This is a genomic window from Kutzneria sp. CA-103260 (genome assembly GCF_018263855.1).
In the GTDB taxonomy this organism is placed as follows: Bacteria; Actinomycetota; Actinomycetes; order Mycobacteriales; family Pseudonocardiaceae; genus Kutzneria.
The window spans coordinates 11,060,004-11,083,479 of the sequence record NZ_CP073318.1 but is presented as its reverse complement, the minus strand read 5'-3'; the positions used below and the strand labels follow the sequence as shown (position 1 = coordinate 11,083,479).

Below are 23,476 nucleotides of genomic sequence, written 5' to 3'. Positions count from 1 at the left end.
ACTTCTGGCCGTCGCCGCCAAAGGTCAACGAAAGGTCCCGAAAAGTCCCGGTCGGTCAACTGTGAAACCAGCGGCGACCAGCGGTGAATGGCACCATTCGCCCATGACGGAGCAGCTCACCCGCCACCGGTTGCCGGTCCGGGTGCTGGTCGCGGCCAGCGTCGGCAACGCCATCGAGTGGTACGACTGGACGATCTACGCGACGTTCAGCATCTACTTCGCGAAGGTGTTCTTCCCGGCCGGCAACGACGTGCTGGCCCAGATCAACACGGCCGCGACGTACGCGCTGGCGTTCTTCTTCCGCCCGCTGGGCGGATACCTGCTCGGGCGGTGGGCGGACGTGCGCGGGCGCAAGCCCGCGATGATCGGCACGATCCTGCTGATGGCCGGCGGGTCGCTGCTGATCGCCGTGCTGCCGGGCTTCGAGCAGGCGGGCTGGCTGGCGCCGGTGCTGTTGCTGCTGGCCCGAATCGCCCAGGGGTTGTCACTGGGCGGTGAAGTGTCGAACGCCTCGGCCTACCTCGGCGAGATCGCGCCGCCGGACCGGCGCGGCCGCTACTCGTCGTTCTTCTACATATCAACGGGTTCGGCCGTGCTGCTGGCGTCGGTCCTCGGCTATCTGTTGGCGCACACCATGTCGACACAGGCGCTGACCGACTACGGCTGGCGGATCCCGTTCGTGGTCGGCGGCGTGCTCGGCCTGGTCGGCCTGGTGCTGCGCAGCACGCTGCACGAGACGGAACCGTTCAGACAGAACAAAACCAGGGTCCAGCACCCGCTGCGCACGACCCTGCGCGACCACCCGAAGTCGGTGGCCTGGTTGGTGGGCACGACGGCGGTGTCGACGCTGGTCTACTACACGTACTTCAGCGCGCTGACGCCGTTCGCGGTGACGAGCCGGCACGCGGCGGCGCAGGACGTGTTCCTGGCGCTGTCCATCGGCACGGCGCTGTTCGTCGCACTCCAGTACCCGGTCGGCGCACTGGCTGATCGGTTCGGCCGAAGACCGCAACTGCTCGTCTTCACGGCGGCGACGGCACTGCTCAGCGTCCCGCTGTCCATGCTGATCGGCCCGGGGCTGGTCGGCCTGACCGTGGTGTTCTGCGTGGGACTCGGCCTGTACACGGCGCAGACCTCGATCGCACCGGCGCTGCTGAGCGAGCTGTTCCCGACCGCGGTCCGGGCCCTGGGCATCGGCGCCTGGTACAACGTCACGGTCGCGCTGCTGGGCGGCACGGCGCCGCTGGTGATCAACGCGCTGGCCGCGGCCGGGCTGTCGACGCTGTTCTTCTGGTATCTCACCGCGGTCGCGGCGATCGGCTTCCTGGTGGTGCTGACGCTGCCCGAGACGAAAGGCAAGACCCTCACGTAGTTTTCACTCTGGCGTCGGGGTTTGAGATGCGCGCGGTAGCCGGCCGTGACACGTCCGTGTTGCAACACAACGGTATCAGCCAGCGGAGATGACCGGCCGTGGGCCGTTTGGGGCATTGCCGGCAAAATCACCCGGACAGCCGCTGGGCCCCCGGGCGGACCAACGGTTGCCGCCGTTTCGGCTACCGTGCGCAGCGCGCGGCGGCGATCATCGCGGCAACCAGGACCGGCGCTGTGCCGGTCGGGTCGCCGAACTCCGTCGGTTCAAGAGGATTTCGCGTGAAAGTCGCCTCTTCCCGCCCCGGGTACGCTGCCGGGCGGGTGGATCGTCGGCACGAGGAGGCTCACCATGGGAAGTGTTCCTGCATTTCCCCACGGTAGGCCGCTGACGCGGGCGGACCTGGAGGCGATGCCAGATGATGGGCACCGCTACGAACTCGTGGACGGGACGCTCGTCATGAGCCCGTCGCCCCGTCCACTGCATCAGCGCATCGTCGCGCGACTGTTGATCGCGCTGACGATGAACTGCCCGGAGCACCTGGAGGTGCTGCCGGCCCCCGTCGATGTCGTGCTGTCCGACAACACCGTGTTCATCCCGGACGTGGTGGTCGGCCGGCGCGAGGACTTCACCCCCACGCATCTGGCCGGCGTGCCGGAGCTGGTGGTGGAGGTGCTGTCGCCGAGCACCCGGCTGGTCGACCTGAAACTCAAGCGGGCCAAGTACCAGGAGGCCGGCTGCCCGAACTACTGGCTGGTGGATCCGGGTCTGCCAGAGCTGCGCTGCCTGGCCCTGCGGGACGGCGTGTACGTCCAGGTCCTGTCGGCCGTCGGCGACGAGATCGTCGAGGTGCACGAGCCGTTCGCGACGCTGCTCAGCCCCGGTCAGCTGGTGGCGCCGTACGGTCGCTGACCGTCTCCGGCTCTTCGGCGCGGCGCGGTTGCCTGGGTTGCCTGCGGTCGAACAGGCGGTGCAGGTAGATCGTCTTGCGGGTCGGTTTCTCGGCGTCTTGCGGTGCTGCCATCGCTCCATGATGCCCGTGTCGATCTTGGCTTCGGCCCGGATCGTGACGCTCGGCGACGACCGGCCCGCGACCGTCGCCGAGCGGCCGGGCGCCGATTCAGTCGAGCCGATCAGGACGAACGGCCATATCTGCCCCAGGGAACCCGGCTCCGACTTGACGGGCCGGCGCCGCCTCTCGTAGAAGAGAGGGCGGCTCGCCAGCGGCTCCGCCCCGCCCGAGCGGTTACGACACCGCCCCAGGACGGAGTGCACGCGTGCGCCTCACCGAACGCCGGCTGACAGCCGGCTTTGCCGTCGCCCCATTGGTTTTCGCGGCCTTGGCCGCGCCGGCCGCCCAAGCCCAGGCCGCCGCCGCGCCCGATGTGCGGCCGGGCGTCTACGCCCTGCCCACTGGCGATCACGTGCGGATTCAGGGCGAACGGGCCGACTTCATCCCCGCTCCGGGGCACAGCCCGGCCGCCATCACGACGTGGCTGGACGGCCGCCCGACCGTGGTGCCGGTCAGCGCCATCGGGCACATCGACTCGCTGGACGCCTTCCAGGTCGGCGGCGCGCGGCCGGCGGCCGCGCGGCCGAACTACGCGATGGCCCCGCTGCACGTCACGGCGCTGGACCACGAGGGCAAGCCGGTGTCGGCGGCGGAGATCGTGGTGATCAACACCGACGACCCGGCCCGTGCGCAGTGGGACGGCCTGATGTTCGACGGCGACTCGCGGATCTCCGTGCCGGCCGGGCACTACAGCGTCGCCGTCGCCGCGTTCGAGACGGACGCCAAGGACAACCCCACCGAAACGGAACTACTGTCAGTCACCGACGTCACGGTGCCGGCCACCGGCACCGGCGTCGCCCTCGACGGCCGCACCGCCGCGCCGGTGTCGTTCACAACCCCGTTGCCCAGCGTGGAAAGCGCCACCGTGGTCGGCTGGAGCCGGGGCGTGGGCACGAAGTTGGCCACCCTGGACATCGGCGCGATGGCCGGCACCCGGTTCTACGTCGGTCAGGCGGCCAAGCCGAAGTACGGGGTGCTCCAGTACTCCGTCGCCGGCCGCCGGGTCTCCCCCGCCGCCGCGGTCGCCCCGTACAGCTACGCGCTGGTGGTGCCGAAGACGGACTCCATCGCGGCGAAACAGACATATGCCGTCGCCGCGTCGAGCCTGGCCACGATCGACAACACCTTCGTCACCGACCAGCCCAGCCAGGACGCCTACACCTGGGACTCCTTCACGCTGCACAACCAGGGTGCGAGCAACCCGGCGCTGCCCGAGGTGCCGTATGTGCCGGTGCACGCGCCGTCGTCCGACCGGCGTTACGTGTCGACCGACGCCTCGTTCGACTACGACGGCCTCTTCGATCCCAACGGCAGCTACGTCGACAACCTCGAACGCACCGTGCCGCTGAAGGCCGGCCAGCATGTGGCGCTGACCTGGCGTGGCGGCGTGATCACGCCGGCGCCGGCCACCACCGACGGACCGTGTTTCCTCTGCCGGGACGGCGACACGCTGCACGGCATCGGCGTGATGGACACCGACGCCTCAGGCGACATCGGCCAGTGGAGCGACGGCCCGACCACGATTTCCCAGGACGGCAAGCAGATCTACAGCGGCGGCACCATGGGCTACGAGTTCGACCAGAAGCTGGCCGCCGGCAAGCACCGCTACGTCTACTCGATCGACGCCACGCATGACACCAGCGTCAGCGCGCTGTCCACGCACAGCCAGATCGCCTGGGGCTTCGACTCGACCACGTCGACCGGCCCGGTGCCGATCCTGTTCGCCGGCGCGGGTTTCAGCGAGGACAGCCACGACAACATCGCGCCCGGCAAGGCGACCGTCGCCCTGACGTTCCACCACCAGGCCGGCGCGGCCGACCCTGACGTCACCACGGCCACGGCCGATGTCTCTTACGACGACGGCAAAACCTGGCAGCCGACGACCGTCACGCTGACCGACGGCCACCACGCGACCGGCGCCTTCACCGTGCCGGCCGACACCAAGCCCGGGTATCTGGCGCTGCGGTTCCACGGTGTCGACAAGGCCGGCAGCACGGTGGACGAGACCGTGCACAACGCCGCCCTGGTCAACGCCCCCAAGGGCATCGCGACGGCGTCGTCCGGCGGTAGCGACACGCCTTCCACCGAGGCACGTCCGGTCTGCGCCACCGCCGAACGTGGTCACGCCCGCTGCCTCGCGCTGGCCACGCCGGCCAAGTGGCAGCCGTCGGCGGGCAAGCTGCCGGACGGCCTGGGGCCCAAGGACCTCCAGGCTGCCTACAACCTGCCGGCCACCGCCAAGAACGGCACGGTGGCAATCGTCGACGCCGGCGGCGACAAGACCGCCGAGGCCGACCTGGCCGTCTACCGCAAGACCTACGGCCTGCCGGCCTGCACCACCGCCAACGGCTGCCTGACGATCCTGAACCAGAGCGGCAAGACCTCGCCGCTGCCGCCGGTGAACCCGGACGACGACTGGACCGACGAGATCTCGCTGGACCTGGACATGGTCAGCGCGACCTGCCCGGCCTGCCACATCGTGCTGGTGGAGGCCGACAGCTCCGCGACCGAGGACCTGTCCAAGGCCGAGACGGTCGCGACGGCGTCCGGCGCGGTCGCGGTGTCGAACAGCTTCGGCGGCGACGAGGACACCACGTCCATGGCCCACGCCAAGGACTTCAGCAAGGCGGGCGTCGCGATCACCGCCTCGACCGGTGACCACGGCTTCATCGAGGCCAGCTGGCCGGCGTCGCTGAGCACGGTGATCGCCGTCGGCGGCACCAGCCTGGCCAAGGCGAGCAACGCCCGCGGCTGGACCGAGACCGCGTGGAGCGGCGCGGGCTCCGGCTGTTCCGGTTACGTGGCCAAGCCTTCGTGGCAGAAGGACCAGGACTGTCCGATGCGGACGATCGCCGACATCTCCGCGGTGGCCGACCCGGCAACCGGTCCGGCCGTCTACGCCAGCGGCGACTGGGGCGTCGCCGGCGGCACCAGCGCGTCCTCGCCGATCATCGCGGCCATGGTCGCGCTGGCCGGCAACGCGGCCAAGCTGCCCACCGCCCAGTACATCTACCAGCACGCCACGGCGTTGAACGACGTGACGTCGGGCAGCAACAAGCACTGGGACTGCGGCGGCGACTACCTGTGCACCGCCGGCAAGGGCTACGACGGCCCGACCGGCCTCGGCACCCCGAACGGACTCGGGGCCCTGTAAGGAAAAAAGCTGTGAGAAAACGCGGGTGGCGCGCTGTCAGCGCCACCCGCGTTTCTCATCACCGCACGACCTGAACCACGTCACCCGGTTGCAGGGTGGCATAGAACTTGGCGGCCGCGGTGTGCGACAGGTGCACGCATCCGTGCGAGGGCACCGACAAGCTGCCCTCGTGGAACGCGTCACCACCGTTGAAGAACACCGAATACGGCATCGGCGCGTTGTTGAAGATGGTGCTGCGGTGGTGCAGATCCTTGAACGTCACACGGAACGTGCCCGGATCCGTCGGCGCGCTCGCCCTGCCGGGCATCGCCGGCACCGGTCCATAGGTCACGGCTCCGCCGCGCATCAGCCACGCCTGGTGCGTCGACAGGCGGACACAGGCCCGCGTGGCCGCGGAACACGGGGCCGACGGCGCGGCCTGAGCCGGCGCCGCCAGCGCCCAGACGGCACACCCAGCGGCGATCGTCGCGCCCACAGCCAACTTCGCTGTACTGGTCATCAGTTTCTCGCCTCCGTCCTCAACGGAGGAGCTACCCGCCGGCCCGACGGCCCAAACGCAAGGACATGGCCGCGCGCCCCCGACCTGCGCGCGGCCACACCCTTGACCCGCATCGGATCCGGGATGCCCACACCGGGCAGCGGATAAACCACGAAGAAATTTCCCGCTGCCGTCAAGTGCTTTGACCACCGGGGTTCAGACGTCCATAAAGGACACAGCCGGCCTACGCACTGCACGGTCGGGAACACGGCGCTAGCGTGGCTGACTCAACTCCAACGACGTCGAACGGAGATTTCCATGCTCACGCTCACGCCGACCGCCGTGGAGGTCGTGCGCAGTCTGACCAGCGACGACGGCGTGCCCGAGGGAACCGGGCTGCGCATCGCCAACCAAGACGGCCGACTCGCGCTCGCCCTGGTCCCCCAGCCGGACGACGCCGACCGCGTGATCTCTGGTGAGGGCGCGCGACTGTTCCTCGACGACTCAGCCGCCGCCTACCTGGACGACAAGATCCTCGACGCTGCCGTGGACGACCAGGGCAACCCGACGTTCACGCTGGCCACCCAGCAGCCGCCGACCGCGACGATGTAGCGGCCGGTGCCCCGGACACACGAACGCCACGTGCGCGGCCCGAGGGCCGTGACACGTGGCGTTCGTGTGTCCGGGGGTCAGTGCCGGTCGGAGCCCATGTACGGGGCGGCCACCATCAGCGCGCACATGGCGCTGATGCTCAGCACCACGATGTGCAGGATGTGGTCGCCGATGTTCAGGCCCAGCGAGTCCGGGATCGCCACGCCGTAGCAGAACAGGCCGGAGAACACCGCGAACTGGAGCATCGCCCAGATCGCGGTCAGCTGGCGCACGAACGAGGTGAGCACCCCGACGACCCCGAAGATCACCAGCAGCAGGCTGTGCAGCGGGCTGAGCTGCAGGCCGATGAAGCTCGCGGTCGGCGTGGTGTCGCCGAGCGAGCCGCCGTGCCCGAGCACCAGCCCAGCGACGCCGATGACGGCGACGAGCACGCCCACCACCGCGAAGATCAGTCGCGGCACGCGCGAGTGGTCGACCATCTCCTCCGCCTTTCGGGACATCAGTGGATCTCAGTCGGGGATCCTCGCACAGTCCACATGGCCACTTGTGCCGACCCCGCCATCCACCGATCGGTTGACCCCGGTCTGATCACCCGGTCGATCCCGCGGCAGCGCCGGGAAAGCGACGCTTGTCCCATGGACGTCATCGAGGTCGAGCACCTCCACAAGCGTTACCGGGATCACGTCGCCGTGCAGGACGTGTCGTTCGCCGTCCAGAAGGGCGAGATCTTCGGCGTGCTCGGGCCGAACGGCGCCGGCAAGACCACCACCGTGGAATGCGTCTCCGGCCTGCGGGTGGCCGACGGCGGCACGCTGCGGGTGCTCGGGCTCGACCCGCACCGCGACCACGACAAGCTGACCGGCCGGGTCGGCGTGCAGCTGCAGGAGAGCCAGCTGCCGGACAAGATGCGGGTCAAGGAGGCACTGCAGCTCTACGGCTCGTTCTACCCCGATCCGATGGACTGGCGGCAACTGCTGGACGACTGGGGCCTGGTCGAGAAGGCCAACGCCCAGTTCGGCAAGCTCTCCGGCGGCCAGAAGCAGCGGCTGTTCATCGCGCTGTCGCTGATCGGCAGGCCCGAGATCGCCATCCTCGACGAGCTGACCACCGGCCTGGACCCGGCCGCCCGCCGGGACACCTGGGGGCTGGTCGAGGACATCCGGGCCCGGGGCGTCACCGTGTTGCTCGTCACGCACTTCATGGCCGAGGCCGAGCGGCTGTGCGACCGGGTCGCCGTCATCGACCGCGGCCGGGTGGTCGCCCTGGACAGCCCGGCCGGGCTGGTCTCCTCGATCGCCGCCGAGCAGCGCATCCGGTTCAAGCCGAGCGTGCCCGTGCCCGACGGCCTGCTCAGCGACCTGCCCGAGGTCACCTCGATCCGCCAGGTCGGCCCGCAGCTGGAGGTGTCCGGCACCGGCGACGTGCTGCAGGCCGTCACCTCCGTGCTGGCCCGGCACCGGATCGTGGCCGCCGACCTGCGGGTGGAGCAGGCCAGCCTGGACGACGCCTTCGTCGCGCTGACCGGCCAGAAGCTGGAGGAGACGCACTGATGGGCCCGCTGCTGGCCGCCACCCCACGACCGACTTGCGAGGAGACCTGCCGATGAGCGCCCAGCTGCGCATCGCCACCACCGAACTGCGCCTGTACCTGCGGGAGCCGTTCGCCGTCGTGACCACCCTGATCGTGCCGCTGATGATCATCGTGGCCTTCGGCTCGATCATCACGCCGGGCGACTCGGACCCGATCCTCACCTACTTCCCCGCGCTGGCGATCTCGTTCTCGCTGGCCATCCTGTCCATGAACCTGATGCCGTCGATCCTGGCCGGCTACCGGGAGAAGGGCATCCTGCGCCGGCTCTACACCACACCGGTGCACCCGTCCAAGGTCCTGATCGGACAGTTGCTGGTCGGCGGCGCGGTGGCCGTGACGCTGGCCGCCATCGTGATCGGCGCGGCCGCCGTCATCGGCTTCCCGATGCCCGGACAGCCCCTCGGTTTCGCGCTCGCCTTCGTGCTCGGCTGCCTGTCGCTGTTCTCGCTCGGTCTGCTGGTGGCGGCCATCGCGCCGACCGGCCGGGTCGCCAGCGGCGTCGGCAGCTTCCTGTTCTTCGTCAGCATGTTCCTCGGCGGCGTGTTCACCCCACGCGAGGTGCTGCCCGGATTCCTGGGCCAGCTCGGCGACTACACGCCGCTGGGCGCGAGCATGGCGGCCATGCGCGACGCGTGGGGCGGCCACTTCCCACAGCCGCTGCACCTGGTCGTGATGGCTACCATCACGGTGGTGTTCGGGCTGGCCTCGGCCCGGCTGTTCCGCTGGGAGTAGCACGGCATGACCGAGAAGGACCGGCTGATCTTCTGGGCCAGCGGCTACGTGCTGCTGGCCCTGTCCACCGTGCTGGCGCTGGCCGTGCCGCTCGGCGCCCACCAGGCGGCCTGGGTCACGCTGGTCCTGGCCGGGGTGACCGCGGTGTGGCTGCTGCGGACCCGGCTGGGCCTGCCGCGGTGGCCGATCCTTCAGTACGTCGTGCTGCTGGCGCTGACCCTCGCGCTGCAGTGGAGCAACTCCTGGTTCTCGATCTTCGGCGCGATCTGCTTCGGCCAGGCCATCAACCTGCTGCCGACCCGCTGGATCGCGGTCGGCGTCGGCGCCCAGACCGTGCTGTCGGTGCTGTTGCAGCAGTCCGAGAGTCCGATGTGGTCGGTGCTGGCCAGCGTGATGCTGCCGATGATCTACGCCGGGGTGATGATCGGCCGGCAGAGCGAGAAGCACCGGCGCACCAGCGAGGAGCTGGCCGGGGCGCTGGCCGAGAACAGCGGCCTGCACGAGCAGCTGCTGGTGCAGGCCCGGGAGGCCGGCGTGCTGGACGAGCGGCAGCGGATGGCCCGGGAGATCCACGACACGCTGGCCCAGGGCCTGGCCGGCATCGTCACCCAGCTCCAGGCGGCCGAGCAGACCGGCGACCAGGAGCACCTGGACAAGGCCGCCCGGCTGGCCCGGGAGAGCCTGGCCCAGGCCCGCCGGTCGGTGCAGGCGCTGCGGCCGGAGCCGTTGGAGGACAACAGATTGGTCGACGCGGTGGCGGAGCTGGCGGAGAACTGGTCGCGGGAGGCCGGCGTGCCGGCGACGATGTCGACCGACGGGCCGCCACGGCCGGTGACGCCCGACCAGGAGGTGGCGCTGTACCGGGTGGCGCAGGAGGCGCTGGCCAACATCGCCAAGCACGCCGACGCGTCCCGAGTGGGCGTCACCTTGTCCTATTTGGACGACCAGGTGGTGTTGGATGTGCGGGACGACGGCCGGGGCTTCTCCCGTGGCCGGGACGGGGGATTCGGGTTGACCGTGATGCGCCAGCGGATGGACGGCGTCGGCGGCACCCTGGCCGTCGAGTCGGAGCCGGGGACCGGCACCGCGATCTCGGCGAGCGTGCCCGGTGAGTGACCCGATCCGGCTGCTCATCGTCGACGACCACCCGGTCGTGCGCAACGGCCTGCACGGCATGTTCGCCGGGGACCCGGAGTTCGAGGTGGTGGGCGAGGCCGCCGACGGCGCCGAGGCCGTCGCCTACGCGCAATCGCTTGCGCCCGACGTCGTGCTGATGGATCTGCGCATGCCCGGCATGGACGGCGTAGCGGCGATACGGAAGCTAGCAACGCTAGCGATCCGGTCCAAGGTCCTGGTCCTCACCACCTACGACACCGACAGCGACGTCCTCCCGGCCATCGAGGCCGGCGCCACCGGCTACCTGCTCAAGGACACCCCCCGCGCCGAGCTGCTGCGCGCCGTCCGCGCCGCCGCCCGGGGCGAAGCCGTGCTGTCCCCCACCGTCGCCACCAAGCTGCTCGGCCAGGTCCGCGCGCCGGCCAAGGACGACCTGAGCAAGCGGGAGCTGGAAGTGCTGGCGCTGATAGCCAAGGGCGCGACCAACCGCGAGGCCGCCGCCCAGCTGTTCATCAGCGAGGCCACGGTCAAGACCCACCTGCTGCACCTGTACGCCAAGCTCGGCGTCTCCGACCGCGCCGCCGCGGTCGCCACCGCCTTCGCTCGGGGGTTGCTGCGGTAGCCCTCCGCTAGGGTGAGTCACACCTGTAACACGTGAGGAGAGCTTCACCATGGCGCTGGAAAAGCCCATTGTCGACCCGCACGACGGCCCGGCCCCGGCCGACCTGGTCATCGAGGACATCACCGTTGGCGAGGGCCCGGAGGCCACGGCCGGCCAGCTGGTGAACGTGCACTACGTGGGTGTCGCGCACTCGACCGGTGAGCAGTTCGACGCCTCCTGGGACCGCGGCCAGGCCTTCCAGTTCCCGCTCGGCGGCGGCCGGGTCATCCAGGGCTGGGACCGCGGCGTGGCCGGCATGAAGGTCGGCGGCCGGCGCAAGCTGGTCATCCCGCCGCACCTGGGCTACGGCGACCGCGGCGCCGGCGGCGTCATCAAGCCGGGCGAGACCCTGATCTTCGTGGTGGACCTGCTCGGCGTGAACTAGGGCGCGTGCTGGGCGGCCTTCTGTCCGGCCGCCCAGCGGGCCAGGGTGTCGAAGTCCTCGTCGCGGAGCCCGAGGCGCGGGTCGACCCAGTGCAGCAGGGCCGGACCGTCGTGGTGGGCGGCGACGAACTCCCGGTCGGCCGGCCCGATCTCGTCGTCCACCCAGGCGAACGGCCGCCCGCCGGTCCACTCCACGATGTGCCGGGTCTTCCAGTGGATGCCGTCCGGATCGGCGATGTGCTCCTGGGGCCAGTCCAGCCACGGCAGTTCGGGCAGGTGCAGCGGTGGCCCGATCCACTCGTTGGCCTCGTCCTTCCACGTGGTGGCCCACACCAGCTCGTAGGGCAGCGACAGCAGCCGGGCCCCGTGCGCGACGTTCAGCCACACCCGCAGCGGCCGCACGAAGGCCTCGGGCCGGTGCGAGTTGGCGGCGATCCACGATCTGGGTTTGGTCCGATACGTGCTGTAACCGTCGGGTCTGCGGTGCGGCTTGGCCATGTACGGGTTCAGCGGCCCGTCCACGTCCAGCAGCAAGACCGGCCGGCTGGCGCCCACCCCGACGACCCTAGGCATCCCGTCACCGGATGCCTAGGGCTGAGCGTGGGTCACGCCTGCTGTTGCTGGTCGGCCGGCTCGCTGGTGTCGTAGTCCAGGTAGGCGGCGATCAGGTTGAGCAGCAGGTCGGTGTCCACCGGCTTGGTCACGTAGTCGTTGGCCCCGGAGGCCAGGCTCTTCTCCCGGTCCCCCTTCATCGCCTTGGCGGTCACGGCGATCACCGGCAGGTCCGCGTGCGCGGACATGTCGCGGATGGCGGCCATGGTGGCGTTGCCGTCCAGCTCCGGCATCATGATGTCCATCAGCACCAGGGCGATGTCGTCGTACTGCTCCAGCGCCCGGATGCCGGCCACGCCGTTGTCGGCGAACACCACGTGCAGCCCGTGCAGCTCCAGCACGGTGCTCAGGGCGAACACGTTGCGCAGGTCGTCGTCGACGATGAGCACCTTCTCACCGTGGAACCGCGGCGCGGACGAGCTGAGCGCGACCACCGCCGGCAGCGGGTCCTCGACCAGCACGGCCTCCTCCAGCTCGTCCACCTCCGGCAGGTCGGGGGCGGCGGCCAGCAGGGCCGGCGGCGGGTTCACCGGCAGGCACAGCACGAAGGCACTGCCCTGGCCGGGGGCGCTGCGCACCTGGAGCTCGCCGCCGAGCAGGTGGGTGAGCTCCCGGCTGATGGACAGGCCCAGCCCGGTGCCGCCGTACTTGCGGCTGGTGGTGCCGTCGGCCTGCTGGAACGCCTCGAAGATGACGCCGAGCTTGTCGGCCGGAATGCCGATGCCGGTGTCCTCGACCGAGAACGCGATGCGGGCCGGCGCCCCACGCAGCGTGGCCCGGCGGACCTGCCCGGGCTCTACCTGCCGGATGGTCAGCCGGATGCTGCCCTCCTGGGTGAACTTCATCGCGTTGGACAGCAGGTTGCGCAGGATCTGCTGCAGCCGCTGCACGTCGGTGTGCACCTCGTCGGGCACGTCGGCGTCGACCACGACCGAGAAGTCCAGGCCCTTCTGCCCGATCAGCGGCCGGCACAGCTTCTCCACGTAGTCCACGAGGTCGACGACCGACACCGTGGTCTGCTCCAGCTGCAGGTGCCCGGCCTCGACCTTGGCCAGGTCGAGGATGTCGTTGATCAGCTGGAGCAGGTCGCTGCCGGCGGCGTGGATGGTGCGGGCGAACTCGACCTGCTTGTCGGAGAGGTTGCCCTCCAGGTTGTCGGACATCAGCTTGGCCAGGATGAGCAGGCTGTTGAGCGGCGTGCGCAGCTCGTGGGACATGTTGGCCATGAACTCGGACTTGTAGCGGGAGGCCAGGGCCAGCTGCTGGGCCCGCTCCTCCAGCTCCTGCCGCCCCTGCTCGATCTCGGTGTTCTTCAGCTCGATGTCGCTGTTCTGGCGGGCCAGCAGGGCGGCCTTCTCGGCCAGCTCGGCGTTGGACCGCTGCAGCTCCTCCTGCTGGGCCTGCAGTTGCTCGGACCGGGCCCGCAGCTCCTGGGCCAGCCGCTGGGACTCGGCCAGCAGCGCGTCGGTGCGGGAGCTGGCCTGGATGGTGTTGACGGTGACGCCGATGGTCTCCCGCAGCTGCTCCAGCAGGTCGCGGTGGACCTCGGTGAACCGGCCGACCGAGGCCAGCTCGATCACGCCGAGCACCTTGCCCTCGAACTGCACCGGCAGCACGATCACGTCCGACGGCGGCGCGACGCCCAGCCCCGAGGTGATCCTGATGTAGCCGGGCGGGGCGGCCGACATGCGGATCGTCTTCTTCTCCACGGCCGCCTGCCCGACCAGCGACTCGCCGAACCGGAACCGCGGGCTGCCGCCGTCGCCGGTGGGCACGCCGTAGCCGGCGGCCATGGCCAGCTCCTCCTCGTCGAGCAGGAAGAACAGGCCCTGCTGGGCCGACACCAGCGGGGCCAGCTCGCTCATCATCAGCGAGGCCAGCTCGGCCACGTCCCGCTGGCCCTGCATCAGGCCGGACAGCCGGGCCAGGTTGGTCTTGAGCCAGTCCTGTTCCCGGTTGGCGGTGGTGGTCTCCATCAGGTTGCCGATCATTCGGTTGATGTTGTCCTTCAGATCGGCCATCTCGCCGCGGGCCTGCACGGTGATCTGCCGGGTCAGGTCGCCCGCGGTCACCGCCGTGGCCACCGCCGCGATGGCCCGCACCTGCGTGGTCAGGTTGCCGGCCAGCTCGTTCACGCTCTCGGTGAGCCGCTTCCACGCGCCGGTCACGCCGACGACCTCGGCCTGGCCACCCAGCTGCCCCTCGGTGCCGACCTCACGGGCCACGCGGGTCACCTCGTCGGCGAAGCCGGACAGCTGGTCCACCATGGTGTTCACGGTGTTCTTCAGCTCCAGGATCTCGCCCCGGGCGTCGACGTCGATCTTCTTCGACAGGTCGCCGCGGGCCACCGCGGTGGTGACCTGGGCGATGTTGCGGACCTGGGACGTCAGGTTGTCGGCCATGAAATTGACGTTGTCGGTCAGGTCCTTCCACGTGCCGGCCACGCCGGGCACCCGGGCCTGGCCGCCGAGCATGCCCTCGGTGCCGACCTCGCGAGCCACGCGGGTCACCTCGTCGGCGAACGCGCGCAGCGTGTCCACCATGCCGTTGATCGTCGCGGCCAGCGCCGCGACCTCGCCGGCCGCCTCGACCACGATCTTCTTGGACAGGTCGCCGTCGGCCACCGCCGTGGCCACCCGGGCGATCGAGCGCACCTGGCCGGTCAGGTTGTGGGCCATGACGTTGACGTTGTCGGTCAGGTCCTTCCACGTGCCGGCCACGCCGCGCACGGTCGCCTGACCGCCCAGCTTTCCTTCCGTGCCAACCTCTCGGGCGACACGGGTGACCTCGTCGGCGAAGGCGGAGAGCTGGTCGACCATCGTGTTGATGGTGTTCTTCAGCTCCAGGATCTCGCCGCGGGCGTCGACGGTGATCTTCTGCGACAGATCGCCCTTGGCCACCGCCGTGGTCACCTGCGCGATGGACCGCACCTGCGAAGTCAGGTTGCCGGCCATGAAGTTCACCGAGTCGGTGAGGTCGCGCCAGGTGCCGGCGACGCCGGGAACCGTGGCCTGGCCACCCAATCGGCCCTCGCCGCCGACCTCCCTGGCGACCAGGGTGACCTCCGCCGCGAACGAGGAAAGCTGGTCCACCATGGTGTTCACGGTGTTCTTCAGCTCCAGGATCTCGCCGCGCGCGTCCACATTGATCTTCTGCGACAGATCGCCCTTGGCCACCGCCGTGGTCACCTGCGCGATGGACCGCACCTGCGAAGTCAGGTTGGCCGCCATGAAGTTCACGTTCGCGGTGAGGTCGCGCCAGATGCCCGCGACGCCGGGAACCGTGGCCTGGCCACCGAGAATGCCCTCGGTGCCGACCTCCCTGGCGACGCGGGTGACTTCGTCGGCCAGCGCGGAGAGCTGGTCCACCATGGTGTTCACGGTGTTCTTGAGACCGAGCATCTCCCCGGAGACCTCGACCGTGATCTTCCGGCTCAGATCGCCGTCGGCCACCGCCGTGGTCACCTGCGCGATATCCCGAACCTGGGCGGTCAGGTTGCCCGCCATCAGGTTCACGTTGTCGGTCAGATCCCTCCAGATGCCAGCGACTCCGGGCACGACAGCCTGGCCACCGAGCTTGCCCTCGGTGCCCACTTCACGGGCTACCCGCGTCACCTGCTCGGCAAACACTGAAAGTTGTTCGAGCAGTCCGTTGACCGTTCCGCACAGCTGCGCCGCCTCGCCGCGCAGCGGTTGTCCGTTGCGGTGCGAGGCCATTCGCGGCGACAGGTCGCCCTCGGCCACGGCCGCGAGCACGCGGCTCAGCTCCGTGGTCGGGTGCAGGAGGTCCTCCAGCACCAGGTTCACCGACTGGCGGGCCACCGCCCAGCCGCCGGTGAACGGCTCCGTCGACAGCCGCTCCCCCACGCCGCCCCGCAGCGTGGACAGCTCGCCGACCAGGTCCTGGTTGCGTTCCACGATCTCGTTGAACACCTCGGCGACGCGGGCGGCCGTGCCGTCGCCGACCGGCGTCAGCCGGCGCCGGAAATTGCCGTCCCGCACATCGCGCATGGCGCTGAGCAGGCGGTCTAGGAACGCGTCTTCGCCGGCGGACTGCCTGGTCCCGACCGGCAGCGAGGTTGCGTCCACGTCGGCCTCCCTCGAATCGGCTGCCATCGAATAGCGTGTCGGTGACAGTTAGCCTGCCACGAGACGAGTGATGGTGAGCAGTCGAGTGTGCCGGGCTAGTCTGAAAGCTCATCCGGCCAGGAGTCTGGAGGTGCCGCGGTGGTCGACCGACGCTCCGCACCTGGGATTCCCGTGCCGACCAGATCGGGATCGACCGGAACGGAGTTGAGCGGAGTACCGCTGAGCAGGCAGGAAACCGTCGGCGCCGCCGTGTGGCAGGCGCTGCTGGACGCTGCCGACCGGGCGGTGGTGGTGCGGGACGGCCGCGGCCTGGTGCGCGTGGTGAGCCGTCGTGCCACCGAGCTCTTCCCCGAGCTGCGGCCCGGCGACCAGCTCGCCGGTGTGGCCGGTTTCACTGGTTCGGAGCAGGGCCCGGTGGAAACCACCTGCCAGGGACTGCCCTGGCTGTGGACACCCACTCAGTTGGACGCGGACCACGTGGCGTGGCATGGTGATCCGGCCGAGCCGGAGGAGCCGTGGTGCGAGAAGTGCGCGCAGTCACGGTTTCTGGCCAACAGCAGCCGGCTGCTGGGCAGTTCTCTGCGCCGTGACGAGACTCTGCGCAGCATCGTCCAGCTGGCCGTGCCGACGCTGGCCGACTGCTGCGCCGTGGTGCTGCCCTCGCGGCGGGGCCGCGTCGAGTGGTGGCGGTACACCCGCGGCGGCGACACCGAGCACGGCCGGGTCGGTCAGCACGTGCTGCGGTCGGTCACCACGCTGGCCGAGGCCTTCTCTGGTTCGACCACCCGGCCGCTGCCCGGGCAGCCGGTCCCCGGCGCGCGGCTGGATTGGTTGGTGGCGGCCAACTCCGCCGTCCCCGACGCGGTGACCGTGGTGCCGCTGCGGCACGAGGGCCTGGACGCGGGCGCGTTGGTGTTGGCCGGCAACGGTTCCCACAGTGTCGATTCCCATGGGGCCGATTCCCATGGGGCCGATTCCCATGGGGCCGATTCCCGTGGGGCCGATTCCCGTGGGGCCGATTCCCGTGGGGCCGATTCCCGTGGGGCCGATTCCCGTGGGGCCGATTCCCGTGGGGCCGATTCCCGTGGGGACCAGCTCGACGTCGTGCGCGACTACGCCAGCCGGGCGGCGGCCGCGCTGAGCTCCGCCCACTCCTACAGTGAGCAGGCCCGGGCCACCGAGGTGCTGGAGGCCAGCCTGCTGCCCGCCGAACTGCCCGAGACGCCCGGCGTGGCCTGGTCGGCCTGCTACCGGCCGGCGCAGAGCAGCATCCGCGTCGGCGGCGATTTCTACGACGTGTACCCGGAATCCGACGGCCGGGCCCTGTTCCTGCTCGGCGACGTCTGCGGCAACGGCGTCGAGGCCGCCACCCTGGCCGGCCGGATCCGCCACACCGTCGAGGCGCTGCGGCTGGTCGAGACCGAGCCGACCAAGCTGCTGCACCTGTTGAACAAGGCCATTCTCACCAGCGCCGACAACCGCTTCGCCACCCTGGTCGTCGGCGCCCTGGAACGCCTCGACTCCGGCGCCGTCCGCATCCGGCTCGCCTCCGGCGGCCACCCCTCCCCCGTCGTGCTGCGGGCCTCCGGCGCCGTCGAGGAGGTCGCCGTGCCCGGCACCCTCGTCGGCGTGCTGCCCGATCCCCACTTCGGCGAGGCCACCGTCACCCTCTCCGCCGGCGACGTCTGCCTGCTCTACAGCGACGGCGTCACCGAGGCCCGCGGCGGCTCCGACGGCAGCGAGCAGTTCGGCGCCCACCGCCTCACCGATGCCCTCGGCTCCGGCGCCGGCCTGCCCGCCGACCACCTCACCCACCACGTCGAGCGCCTCCTCGACGCCTGGCTCGCCGGCCGCGACCACGACGACGTGGCCCTCCTGGCGTTGCAGGCTGTCTGAAAAGATTCAATGGCCAGCATCGGCCAGCCACTCGTCGGCGCGTCCCGCGCTGCTGCGAGCGGCTCAGGTTTACGCCTGAACGATGAGGATGTCCACGCGCACAGTTGTCCTGACGGCGGTGGCAGTGTCTGCCACGATCTTGGGAATGTCGGTGCCCGCGGCCGCGGCCGCGTCGCCCGCTCCCCCGCACACCAACATCATCGGTGGTCGCAACGCCACCGAGCCTTACTCCTTCATCGTCGCGCTGAGCAACAGCTGCGGCGGCAGCCTGGTCGCGCCGCAGTGGATCGTCACGGCCAACCACTGTGGTAGAGCCTCCACCGGTCGGATCGGATCGATGGACAGCAACTCCGGTGGCGAGGTCGGCAAAATCGACAAGGTCGTCAGCAAGCCCGGCACCGACCTGGCGATGATGCGTCTGAGCAAGGCGGCGCACTCCACCCCGGTCAAGTTGCCACAGAGCAACCCCGCGGCGGGTACCGCGGTGCGCTTGCTCGGCTGGGGCTGCACGAGTTGGCCGGCATGCGCGACGCCGCACACCCTGCAACAGATCGACTTGACGGTGCTGTCGAGCAGCAAATGCCTGGCGGGCGGTGGCGGTATGGGCGATGTGTGCGTCTCCGGTGACCGGACGCACTCGGCGTGTCACGGTGACTCGGGCGGCCCGGCACTCGTCGGCAGCACCGGTGACTGGACACTGGTCGGTGAGACGACCGGCCCTGGCGACAATGGCGGCGAGTGCGCGACAAGCACACTGTCCACCGGTATCGCCCAGCACCTGTCCTGGATCGAGCAGCAGATAGGCAGCCAACGAAGTTGACGGCGGGGCACCACGACGAGTCCCGCCCGGCCGAAGTCGAGCGAACCTCACAAACCAGTGGCATGGTCGGCCGAGGGCGGGACTCGCGGGTCACTGCTGGGCCGAGGACATTGCCGAGGCCCACTGCCACGGGGCCGCGGCGCCTCCGGGCTGGGAGTTGAAGTACTCCCAGCCCGCGACGCCGCCGAAGTCGGAGTGCGAGGACACCAGGCTGCGCACGGTGCTCTGCACGGTCTCGACCGGCACGAAGCCGCTGCCGTTGTCGGAACTGGTGAGCGTGCCGGCGACGAGTTTGCTCGCGGGCACCAGGCCGCGGCCGAGGATCGACTCGTAGTCGTCGGTCGTCGCCATGCTGCCGAAGCCGCTGTAGAACTGGGCATTGAGGAAGGAGATGGACGAACCCCGGTCCTGCATCAGGGAGTCGTAGCTGAAGCCGGACAGGTTGCCGCCGCCGTTCAGCGCGCTGGCGACCGGCGCGAGCGCGATGTCGAAACCCGAGCCGAAGTCGGAGCGCAGTTGGTCGACCAACCGCTCCATGCCGGCGAGCGACATGTCCTCCTCGACGTCGAGATCGACACCGTCGAGGTGGTACGTGGTGATCAGGTTGTGCAGCAACGGGTAGTAGGTGTCGAACTGGGTGTCCAGCCGCTGGAAGCTACCCTGCGCGGCGCCGCCGACCATGGCGAGCACGTGCACGCCCTGGGCCTGCATCGTGGCCAGGTCCTGCCACATCTGGGTGAACTTGGCCGCGTCGGGCGGATCGTCGTTGAGGTGCACGACACTGTTGTCGTCGAGGTGGATCGCCGCGACCTCGACGTCGGTGACACCGGTGTTGTTGGTGAGCAACGGCAGCGGCGACACATACGCGCCGTTGCTGTACTGGGTCTGGTAGTAGACGACAACGCGCTTGTCGGTGGTCGCCGCGGCCGCCGGCAGGGCGAACGCCACGGACAACAGAGCAGCGAGCAGGATCGACAGACTCCGCATTGACGGAGCGTAGGAATGCCGCTACGGAAGACTCAAGCGAACTGGCGGCTTTTGTCATTGACCCTTGACTGCTGGTGATGCGTGGCAGGTGCCGATACCGGCGTTTCGAGTGGACGTCTAGCTGGCGCGGCGGCGGCGGATGCCGATGTAGATGACGGCGGCGAGGACGACGAGCAGGGCCAGCACGGCGAGGGCCGCGGTGAGGGAGAAGCCCGGTTCGGACTGGCCGGAGGCCAGGACGTGCTGGGACTGGGCGGGCGGAGCGGGGGTGGTGGTGAGGGCGGGCTTCACGGCGGTCGGGTCGGCGTCGACGAGTTGACCGACGGGCTGCGCGCCGGTGGCCTTGAGGGCGAAGCCGTAGTCCATCATCGGCTGGGACTGGGCGTACATCTGGGTCACCGGGCTCATGGTGCCGCGCATGCCGACGAAGACGATGCGGGTGCCGTCCCGCTGGGCGGCGTTGATGTAGGTGTGCAGGGCGTCGTCGGTGTAGCCGGTCTTGCCGCCCAGGTCGCCGGGGTAGTTGTAGAGCAGCGGGTTGTCGTTGGCGACGATGAAGCCGGGCTTGTTGCCCCAGCCGGGGAACTGCAACTGCTGGGTGCCCACGGCGTCCGCGAAACGCTTGTCCTGCATGGCAACCCGGAACAGCACGGCCAGGTCGTAGGCGGAGGAGACCATGCCGGGCCCGTCGAGGCCGGCCGGCGAGGCGGTGCGGGTGTCCAGTGCCCCAAGGCTTTTGGCCAGGGCGTTCATCTTGGCCACGGTCTGCTCGACGCCGCCGAGCTGCGTGGCCAGGGCGTGCGCGCAGTCGTTGCCGGAGTGCATGAGCAGGGCGTGGAAGATCTGGTCGTTGGTGTACTTGCCGTCCGGCCCGATGCCGACCCGGGTGCCGTCCTGGTTGGCGTCGTCCGTGGTGCCGGTGACCACGGTGTCCATCTTCAGCTCACGCATGGCCACCAGCGACAGCAGCACCTTGATCAGCGACGCCGGGCGCTGCCGGGCGTGCGGGTCCTGGGCGGCCAGCACCTTGCCGGTGTCGAGGTCGGCCAGCACCCACGACTCGAACTGGTTGGCCGGCGGCTTCCCGGCCCCGGTCGGGATCACCGGCCCGCACTCGGCCATCCGGGAACCGCCGACGGGCGTGGCCGGCACCGGCAGCGGGGCCGGCGGCTGCTGGCCCGGGGCCGGCTTTTCGGACGCGTCGACGGCCGGCGGCGGCGCGGACCGGAACTCGCAGCCGGCCGGGTCGGCCGCCGCTCTCGGGGCGCCTGTCGTGCAGATGAGGACGAACAGGGCAACCAACAGGCGCAGCAGTCGTCGGGGCACACAGCAGGGTAGCCGGAAATCCGGTCAGCCCGGTGTCAAGACCGCTCGTATGTACGCCGCCAGCCGACCCGCGGCGGCCCCTCGGCGCGCACGCGCAGCAGCACGGTCGGCTCACTGACGTGGGGAACCGTGGACTCCTCGACGTCGGTCACGGCGACGGTCGCCGGATCGGCCCCGGCGTGCACGGCGGCGGCCCGCGCCTGCTCTTTCACCCGATGGCGGATGTCGTCGCCGTGCGGGCTGGTGGCGCTGAACATCCGCACCGCCTCCCCGCCGACGGGGGCGAGGGCGACACCGACCGCAACGGCGGCGTCCGCCCGCGGCGGGCAGCACACCAGCGTGGTGCCGGGCAGCGGCCCGGGCAGGGTGTCCACGAGCTTCTCCGCGCCCGGCCCGATCACCAGCAGTGGCAGGTCCCGCGGCGAGCCCTTGGCCCGGTCCACGGCCTCGGCCAGCTGCGGCAGCCCGCGCCCGGTGCCGCCGATCGGCGGATGCGTGGGCACGAGGGCGACGGTGCGCAACCCGGTCCGCAGGCCACCGATCATTGTGGAGCTGGCGGCGAGCTGCGCCGAGCCGGCGGTCACCGAGCACACGGCCGTCGGCGCGCCGTCGACGTCGGTGAACGCGACCAGCGCCTCCGGCTCGCCGGCCAGCAGGGCCGCGCCCCGGGCGCCGGTCGCCGCTGTGGCACCGTGCAGCAGCAGCGGCCGGGTCAGGGCGTAGTCGACGGTCATGATCGAGCCGTCGTTGCGGGCCAGGAACGGCTCCGCGTGGGCCAGGCCGCAGTCCACGAGTGAGCGGCGCAGCCGGTGCGCCGCACCCCAGGCCCGGCGGATCAGCGCGGCCTGCAACACGGTGGCGTTCTCCCGCTCCAGCAGCCCGGAGCCGCCCATCTCGTGGGAGAGCAGGATCGGCACGGAGTCGCCGAGCTCGGCCCGCAGCAGCCCGGCGGCGGCCAGCTCGTGCCCGGGGGCGACGGAGGCGAACACGCTGCTCACCGCGACGGCGTTGACCCGGCCGGCGATCTTGCGGGCGAACGCCACCAGCCCGGCGGTGTCCAGCGGCTCGAAGTCGCTGCCGTCCAGGCGGGCCCCTCCGGCCAGGCAGGTCTCGGCGATCGAGACCGTGGCCCGCAGCGAGTCCGGCCAGCCGGCCAGCGGCGGCATGGAGGTCGTCGCCGCCCCGAGCCGCACCACCGCGACCGGCCCCAGCTGCCCGGGCCAGCGCCGCCAGGCGGGGTCGGCGCCGGGCAGGCCGGCCAGGCCGTCGACCTCGCTGACGCCGATCATCACCTGCTGGATGTGCTCCAGGTCGACGCCGCGCGGCCCGGCCTGGGCCATCAGCTCCTCGAGCAGCACCGGCAGCACGGCGGTGACGGCCGCGGTCGGCGTCGGCCGCTCGACCGAGGCCAGCACGGTGCCGTCGCTCTCCACCACGGCGGCCGCGAACCGGTCGCGCTCCATGGAGATGCCGATGCGGCAGCTGCGGTCCGGGGTCATGACGCGACCACCGGCCGGTACGGCAGGTCCAGCCCGAACGCCGCCGGGCCGGCCAGGTCCAGCCCGGCCGGTGTGCGCCACACCTCCGGGCACGGCAGCGCCAGCGCCACCACCCGCTGGCCGTAGCGCAGCTCGCCGGCGCCGAGCGTTTCGCCGGTGTACGTGTCGAAGACGGTGATGATGTCCGGCACCGTGGCGATGGCCTGGCCGTCCTCGATGACGGCCAGGTGCTCGTCGCCGACCTCCAGCCGTAGCCGGCGGCCGAGGTCCGAGCCGGTGCCCTCGATGGTCGCGGAGGTGTGCCGCCCCGGTTCCGGCAGCGCGGCGGTGACTTTGCCCTCGGCGATCAGCACGCCGTCGAACTCGGCGGCGATGGCCCGCGCCGCGTCGGCAACCGACGCGGCTTGGCCGATCAGCTCGCCGATGCGCAGCGCCTTGCTGACGGAGCCTTCGATGACCGCGCCGGCGACCTGGTCCACCGTCATCACGTACTCGCTGCTCACGCCCCGGTCGCCGAAGCCGACGACCACCGAGCGGGCCATCCGCTCCGCCCAGACGCCGCCGGCGTGCACCGCCACCACGCGATCGTGCTCGTCGGCCAGGAGCACCGGCTCCGGGGCGACGCCGGCCAGGTGCATCGACACCAGGGACATGCCGGGGAAGGCCCGCCCCATGCCGTCGGCGTCCAGCAGGGGCAGCCCGGCGTGGGCGGCCAGCACGACCGAGATGCCGCCGTGGATGCCGCCGATTCCGTTGCACAACATGGCCACGACCGGTTGCCCGAAGTGCCGCTCCAGGTGGCCGCGGAGGGTGGCGGCCTCGCGGCCGGTGCCGATCCGCTCGGCCCCGATCGCCGGCGCGCCGAGGAACGAGCACGGCATCACCAGGCCTTCGGACGGCAGCTCGCCGACCTCGACGACCTGCACCGGGCCGGTCTGCTCGATGGCGTGGGCGGCCAGCGGCAGCGCGTGCCGCGCCTGGCTTCCGCCCCCGCCACCGAGCACGTCGCAGCCCCGAGCGAAGTCGCGCAGGAGTCCCCCGGCCAGGTGCATGCCGCGATGGTAATCACCCGGCGACGCA

At 70.7% G+C, this 23,476-nt stretch carries 19 protein-coding genes; 11 read left to right on the top strand and 8 right to left on the bottom strand.

Translation table 11 applies throughout. From position 1 onward, the window contains the following. Positions 1-103 precede the first annotated feature (103 nt). The 3 genes from JJ691_RS49820 to JJ691_RS52810 all read left to right on the top strand — a co-directional run bounded on the left by JJ691_RS49820 (position 104) and on the right by JJ691_RS52810 (position 5,595). A complete protein-coding gene (locus JJ691_RS49820) occupies positions 104-1,372 on the top strand; it encodes an MFS transporter (RefSeq protein ID WP_211766342.1) in 1,269 nt (422 codons plus the stop codon). A 408-nt stretch (positions 1,373-1,780) separates the two neighbouring features. Beyond that, positions 1,781-2,281 carry a Uma2 family endonuclease gene (locus tag JJ691_RS49815; protein ID WP_249227543.1) on the top strand — a complete coding sequence of 167 codons (501 nt, stop codon included), beginning with the start codon at positions 1,781-1,783 and terminating at the stop codon, positions 2,279-2,281. Between the two features lie 365 nt (positions 2,282-2,646). Next, positions 2,647-5,595 (top strand): S53 family peptidase, encoded by a 2,949-nt coding sequence (locus JJ691_RS52810; protein ID WP_249227542.1) that lies wholly within the window; start codon positions 2,647-2,649, stop codon positions 5,593-5,595. Between the two features lie 58 nt (positions 5,596-5,653). On the opposite strand, the gene JJ691_RS49805 is transcribed toward JJ691_RS52810, so the two are convergent. Continuing rightward, on the bottom strand, positions 5,654-6,094 hold the full coding sequence (locus tag JJ691_RS49805; protein ID WP_211766340.1) for a L,D-transpeptidase: 441 nt from the start codon (positions 6,092-6,094) through the stop codon (positions 5,654-5,656). 297 nt (positions 6,095-6,391) lie between these two features. On the opposite strand from JJ691_RS49805, the gene JJ691_RS49800 reads away from it, so the two are divergent. After that, positions 6,392-6,685: an iron-sulfur cluster biosynthesis protein gene (locus JJ691_RS49800; protein ID WP_211766339.1), complete on the top strand. Its 294-nt coding sequence runs from the start codon at positions 6,392-6,394 to the stop codon at positions 6,683-6,685. A 77-nt stretch (positions 6,686-6,762) separates the two neighbouring features. Here the strand turns inward: JJ691_RS49800 and JJ691_RS49795 are convergent, their stop codons facing one another. Continuing rightward, positions 6,763-7,185, bottom strand: a complete 423-nt coding sequence (locus tag JJ691_RS49795; RefSeq protein WP_211766338.1) for a DUF4383 domain-containing protein — start codon at positions 7,183-7,185, stop codon at positions 6,763-6,765. A gap of 135 nt (positions 7,186-7,320) precedes the next feature. Between JJ691_RS49795 and JJ691_RS49790 the strand changes: the two genes are divergently transcribed. Genes JJ691_RS49790 through JJ691_RS49770 form a run of 5 tightly spaced genes read left to right on the top strand, consistent with a single transcriptional unit; the run spans position 7,321 to position 11,169 of the window. Beyond that, positions 7,321-8,235, top strand: coding sequence for an ABC transporter ATP-binding protein (locus JJ691_RS49790; RefSeq protein ID WP_211766337.1), 915 nt, complete (start codon positions 7,321-7,323; stop codon positions 8,233-8,235). A 52-nt stretch (positions 8,236-8,287) separates the two neighbouring features. After that, a complete protein-coding gene (locus JJ691_RS49785; protein WP_211766336.1) occupies positions 8,288-9,007 on the top strand; it encodes an ABC transporter permease in 720 nt (239 codons plus the stop codon). A gap of 6 nt (positions 9,008-9,013) precedes the next feature. Next, positions 9,014-10,123: a sensor histidine kinase gene (locus tag JJ691_RS49780; protein ID WP_211766335.1), complete on the top strand. Its 1,110-nt coding sequence runs from the start codon at positions 9,014-9,016 to the stop codon at positions 10,121-10,123. Continuing rightward, positions 10,116-10,745 (top strand): response regulator, encoded by a 630-nt coding sequence (locus tag JJ691_RS49775; protein ID WP_256449339.1) that lies wholly within the window; start codon positions 10,116-10,118, stop codon positions 10,743-10,745. Before JJ691_RS49780 ends, JJ691_RS49775 begins: the two co-directional genes overlap by 8 nt. Before the next feature lie 49 nt (positions 10,746-10,794). After that, positions 10,795-11,169 carry an FKBP-type peptidyl-prolyl cis-trans isomerase gene (locus JJ691_RS49770; RefSeq protein ID WP_305874542.1) on the top strand — a complete coding sequence of 125 codons (375 nt, stop codon included), beginning with the start codon at positions 10,795-10,797 and terminating at the stop codon, positions 11,167-11,169. On the opposite strand, the gene JJ691_RS49765 is transcribed toward JJ691_RS49770, so the two are convergent. Beyond that, positions 11,166-11,723 carry a hypothetical protein gene (locus JJ691_RS49765; RefSeq protein ID WP_211766334.1) on the bottom strand — a complete coding sequence of 186 codons (558 nt, stop codon included), beginning with the start codon at positions 11,721-11,723 and terminating at the stop codon, positions 11,166-11,168. The two genes, JJ691_RS49770 and JJ691_RS49765, sit on opposite strands and share 4 nt — an antisense overlap. A 50-nt stretch (positions 11,724-11,773) precedes the next feature. Further along, positions 11,774-15,895, bottom strand: coding sequence for a HAMP domain-containing protein (locus JJ691_RS49760; RefSeq protein WP_211766333.1), 4,122 nt, complete (start codon positions 15,893-15,895; stop codon positions 11,774-11,776). A gap of 177 nt (positions 15,896-16,072) precedes the next feature. Here JJ691_RS49760 and JJ691_RS49755 point away from each other — a divergent pair, with 177 nt between their 5' ends. Together JJ691_RS49755 and JJ691_RS49750 are read left to right on the top strand one after the other, a co-directional pair. Beyond that, entirely contained in the window at positions 16,073-17,764 is a 1,692-nt protein-coding gene (locus tag JJ691_RS49755) for a PP2C family protein-serine/threonine phosphatase (RefSeq protein ID WP_211766332.1), read from the top strand. A 145-nt stretch (positions 17,765-17,909) separates the two neighbouring features. After that, on the top strand, positions 17,910-18,584 hold the full coding sequence (locus tag JJ691_RS49750; RefSeq protein WP_249227541.1) for a S1 family peptidase: 675 nt from the start codon (positions 17,910-17,912) through the stop codon (positions 18,582-18,584). 90 nt (positions 18,585-18,674) lie between these two features. Here the strand turns inward: JJ691_RS49750 and JJ691_RS49745 are convergent, their stop codons facing one another. From JJ691_RS49745 to JJ691_RS49730, 4 genes are all read right to left on the bottom strand, one after another. Beyond that, positions 18,675-19,571 carry a glycosyl hydrolase family 18 protein gene (locus JJ691_RS49745; RefSeq protein ID WP_211766331.1) on the bottom strand — a complete coding sequence of 299 codons (897 nt, stop codon included), beginning with the start codon at positions 19,569-19,571 and terminating at the stop codon, positions 18,675-18,677. 117 nt (positions 19,572-19,688) lie between these two features. Continuing rightward, positions 19,689-20,897: a D-alanyl-D-alanine carboxypeptidase family protein gene (locus JJ691_RS49740; RefSeq protein WP_211766330.1), complete on the bottom strand. Its 1,209-nt coding sequence runs from the start codon at positions 20,895-20,897 to the stop codon at positions 19,689-19,691. Between the two features lie 35 nt (positions 20,898-20,932). After that, entirely contained in the window at positions 20,933-22,396 is a 1,464-nt protein-coding gene (locus JJ691_RS49735) for a hypothetical protein (protein WP_211766329.1), read from the bottom strand. Beyond that, complete coding sequence (locus JJ691_RS49730) at positions 22,393-23,448, bottom strand: DUF917 domain-containing protein (protein ID WP_211766328.1); 1,056 nt, start codon at positions 23,446-23,448, stop codon at positions 22,393-22,395. Before JJ691_RS49730 ends, JJ691_RS49735 begins: the two co-directional genes overlap by 4 nt. Between the last annotated feature and the right edge of the window lie 28 nt (positions 23,449-23,476).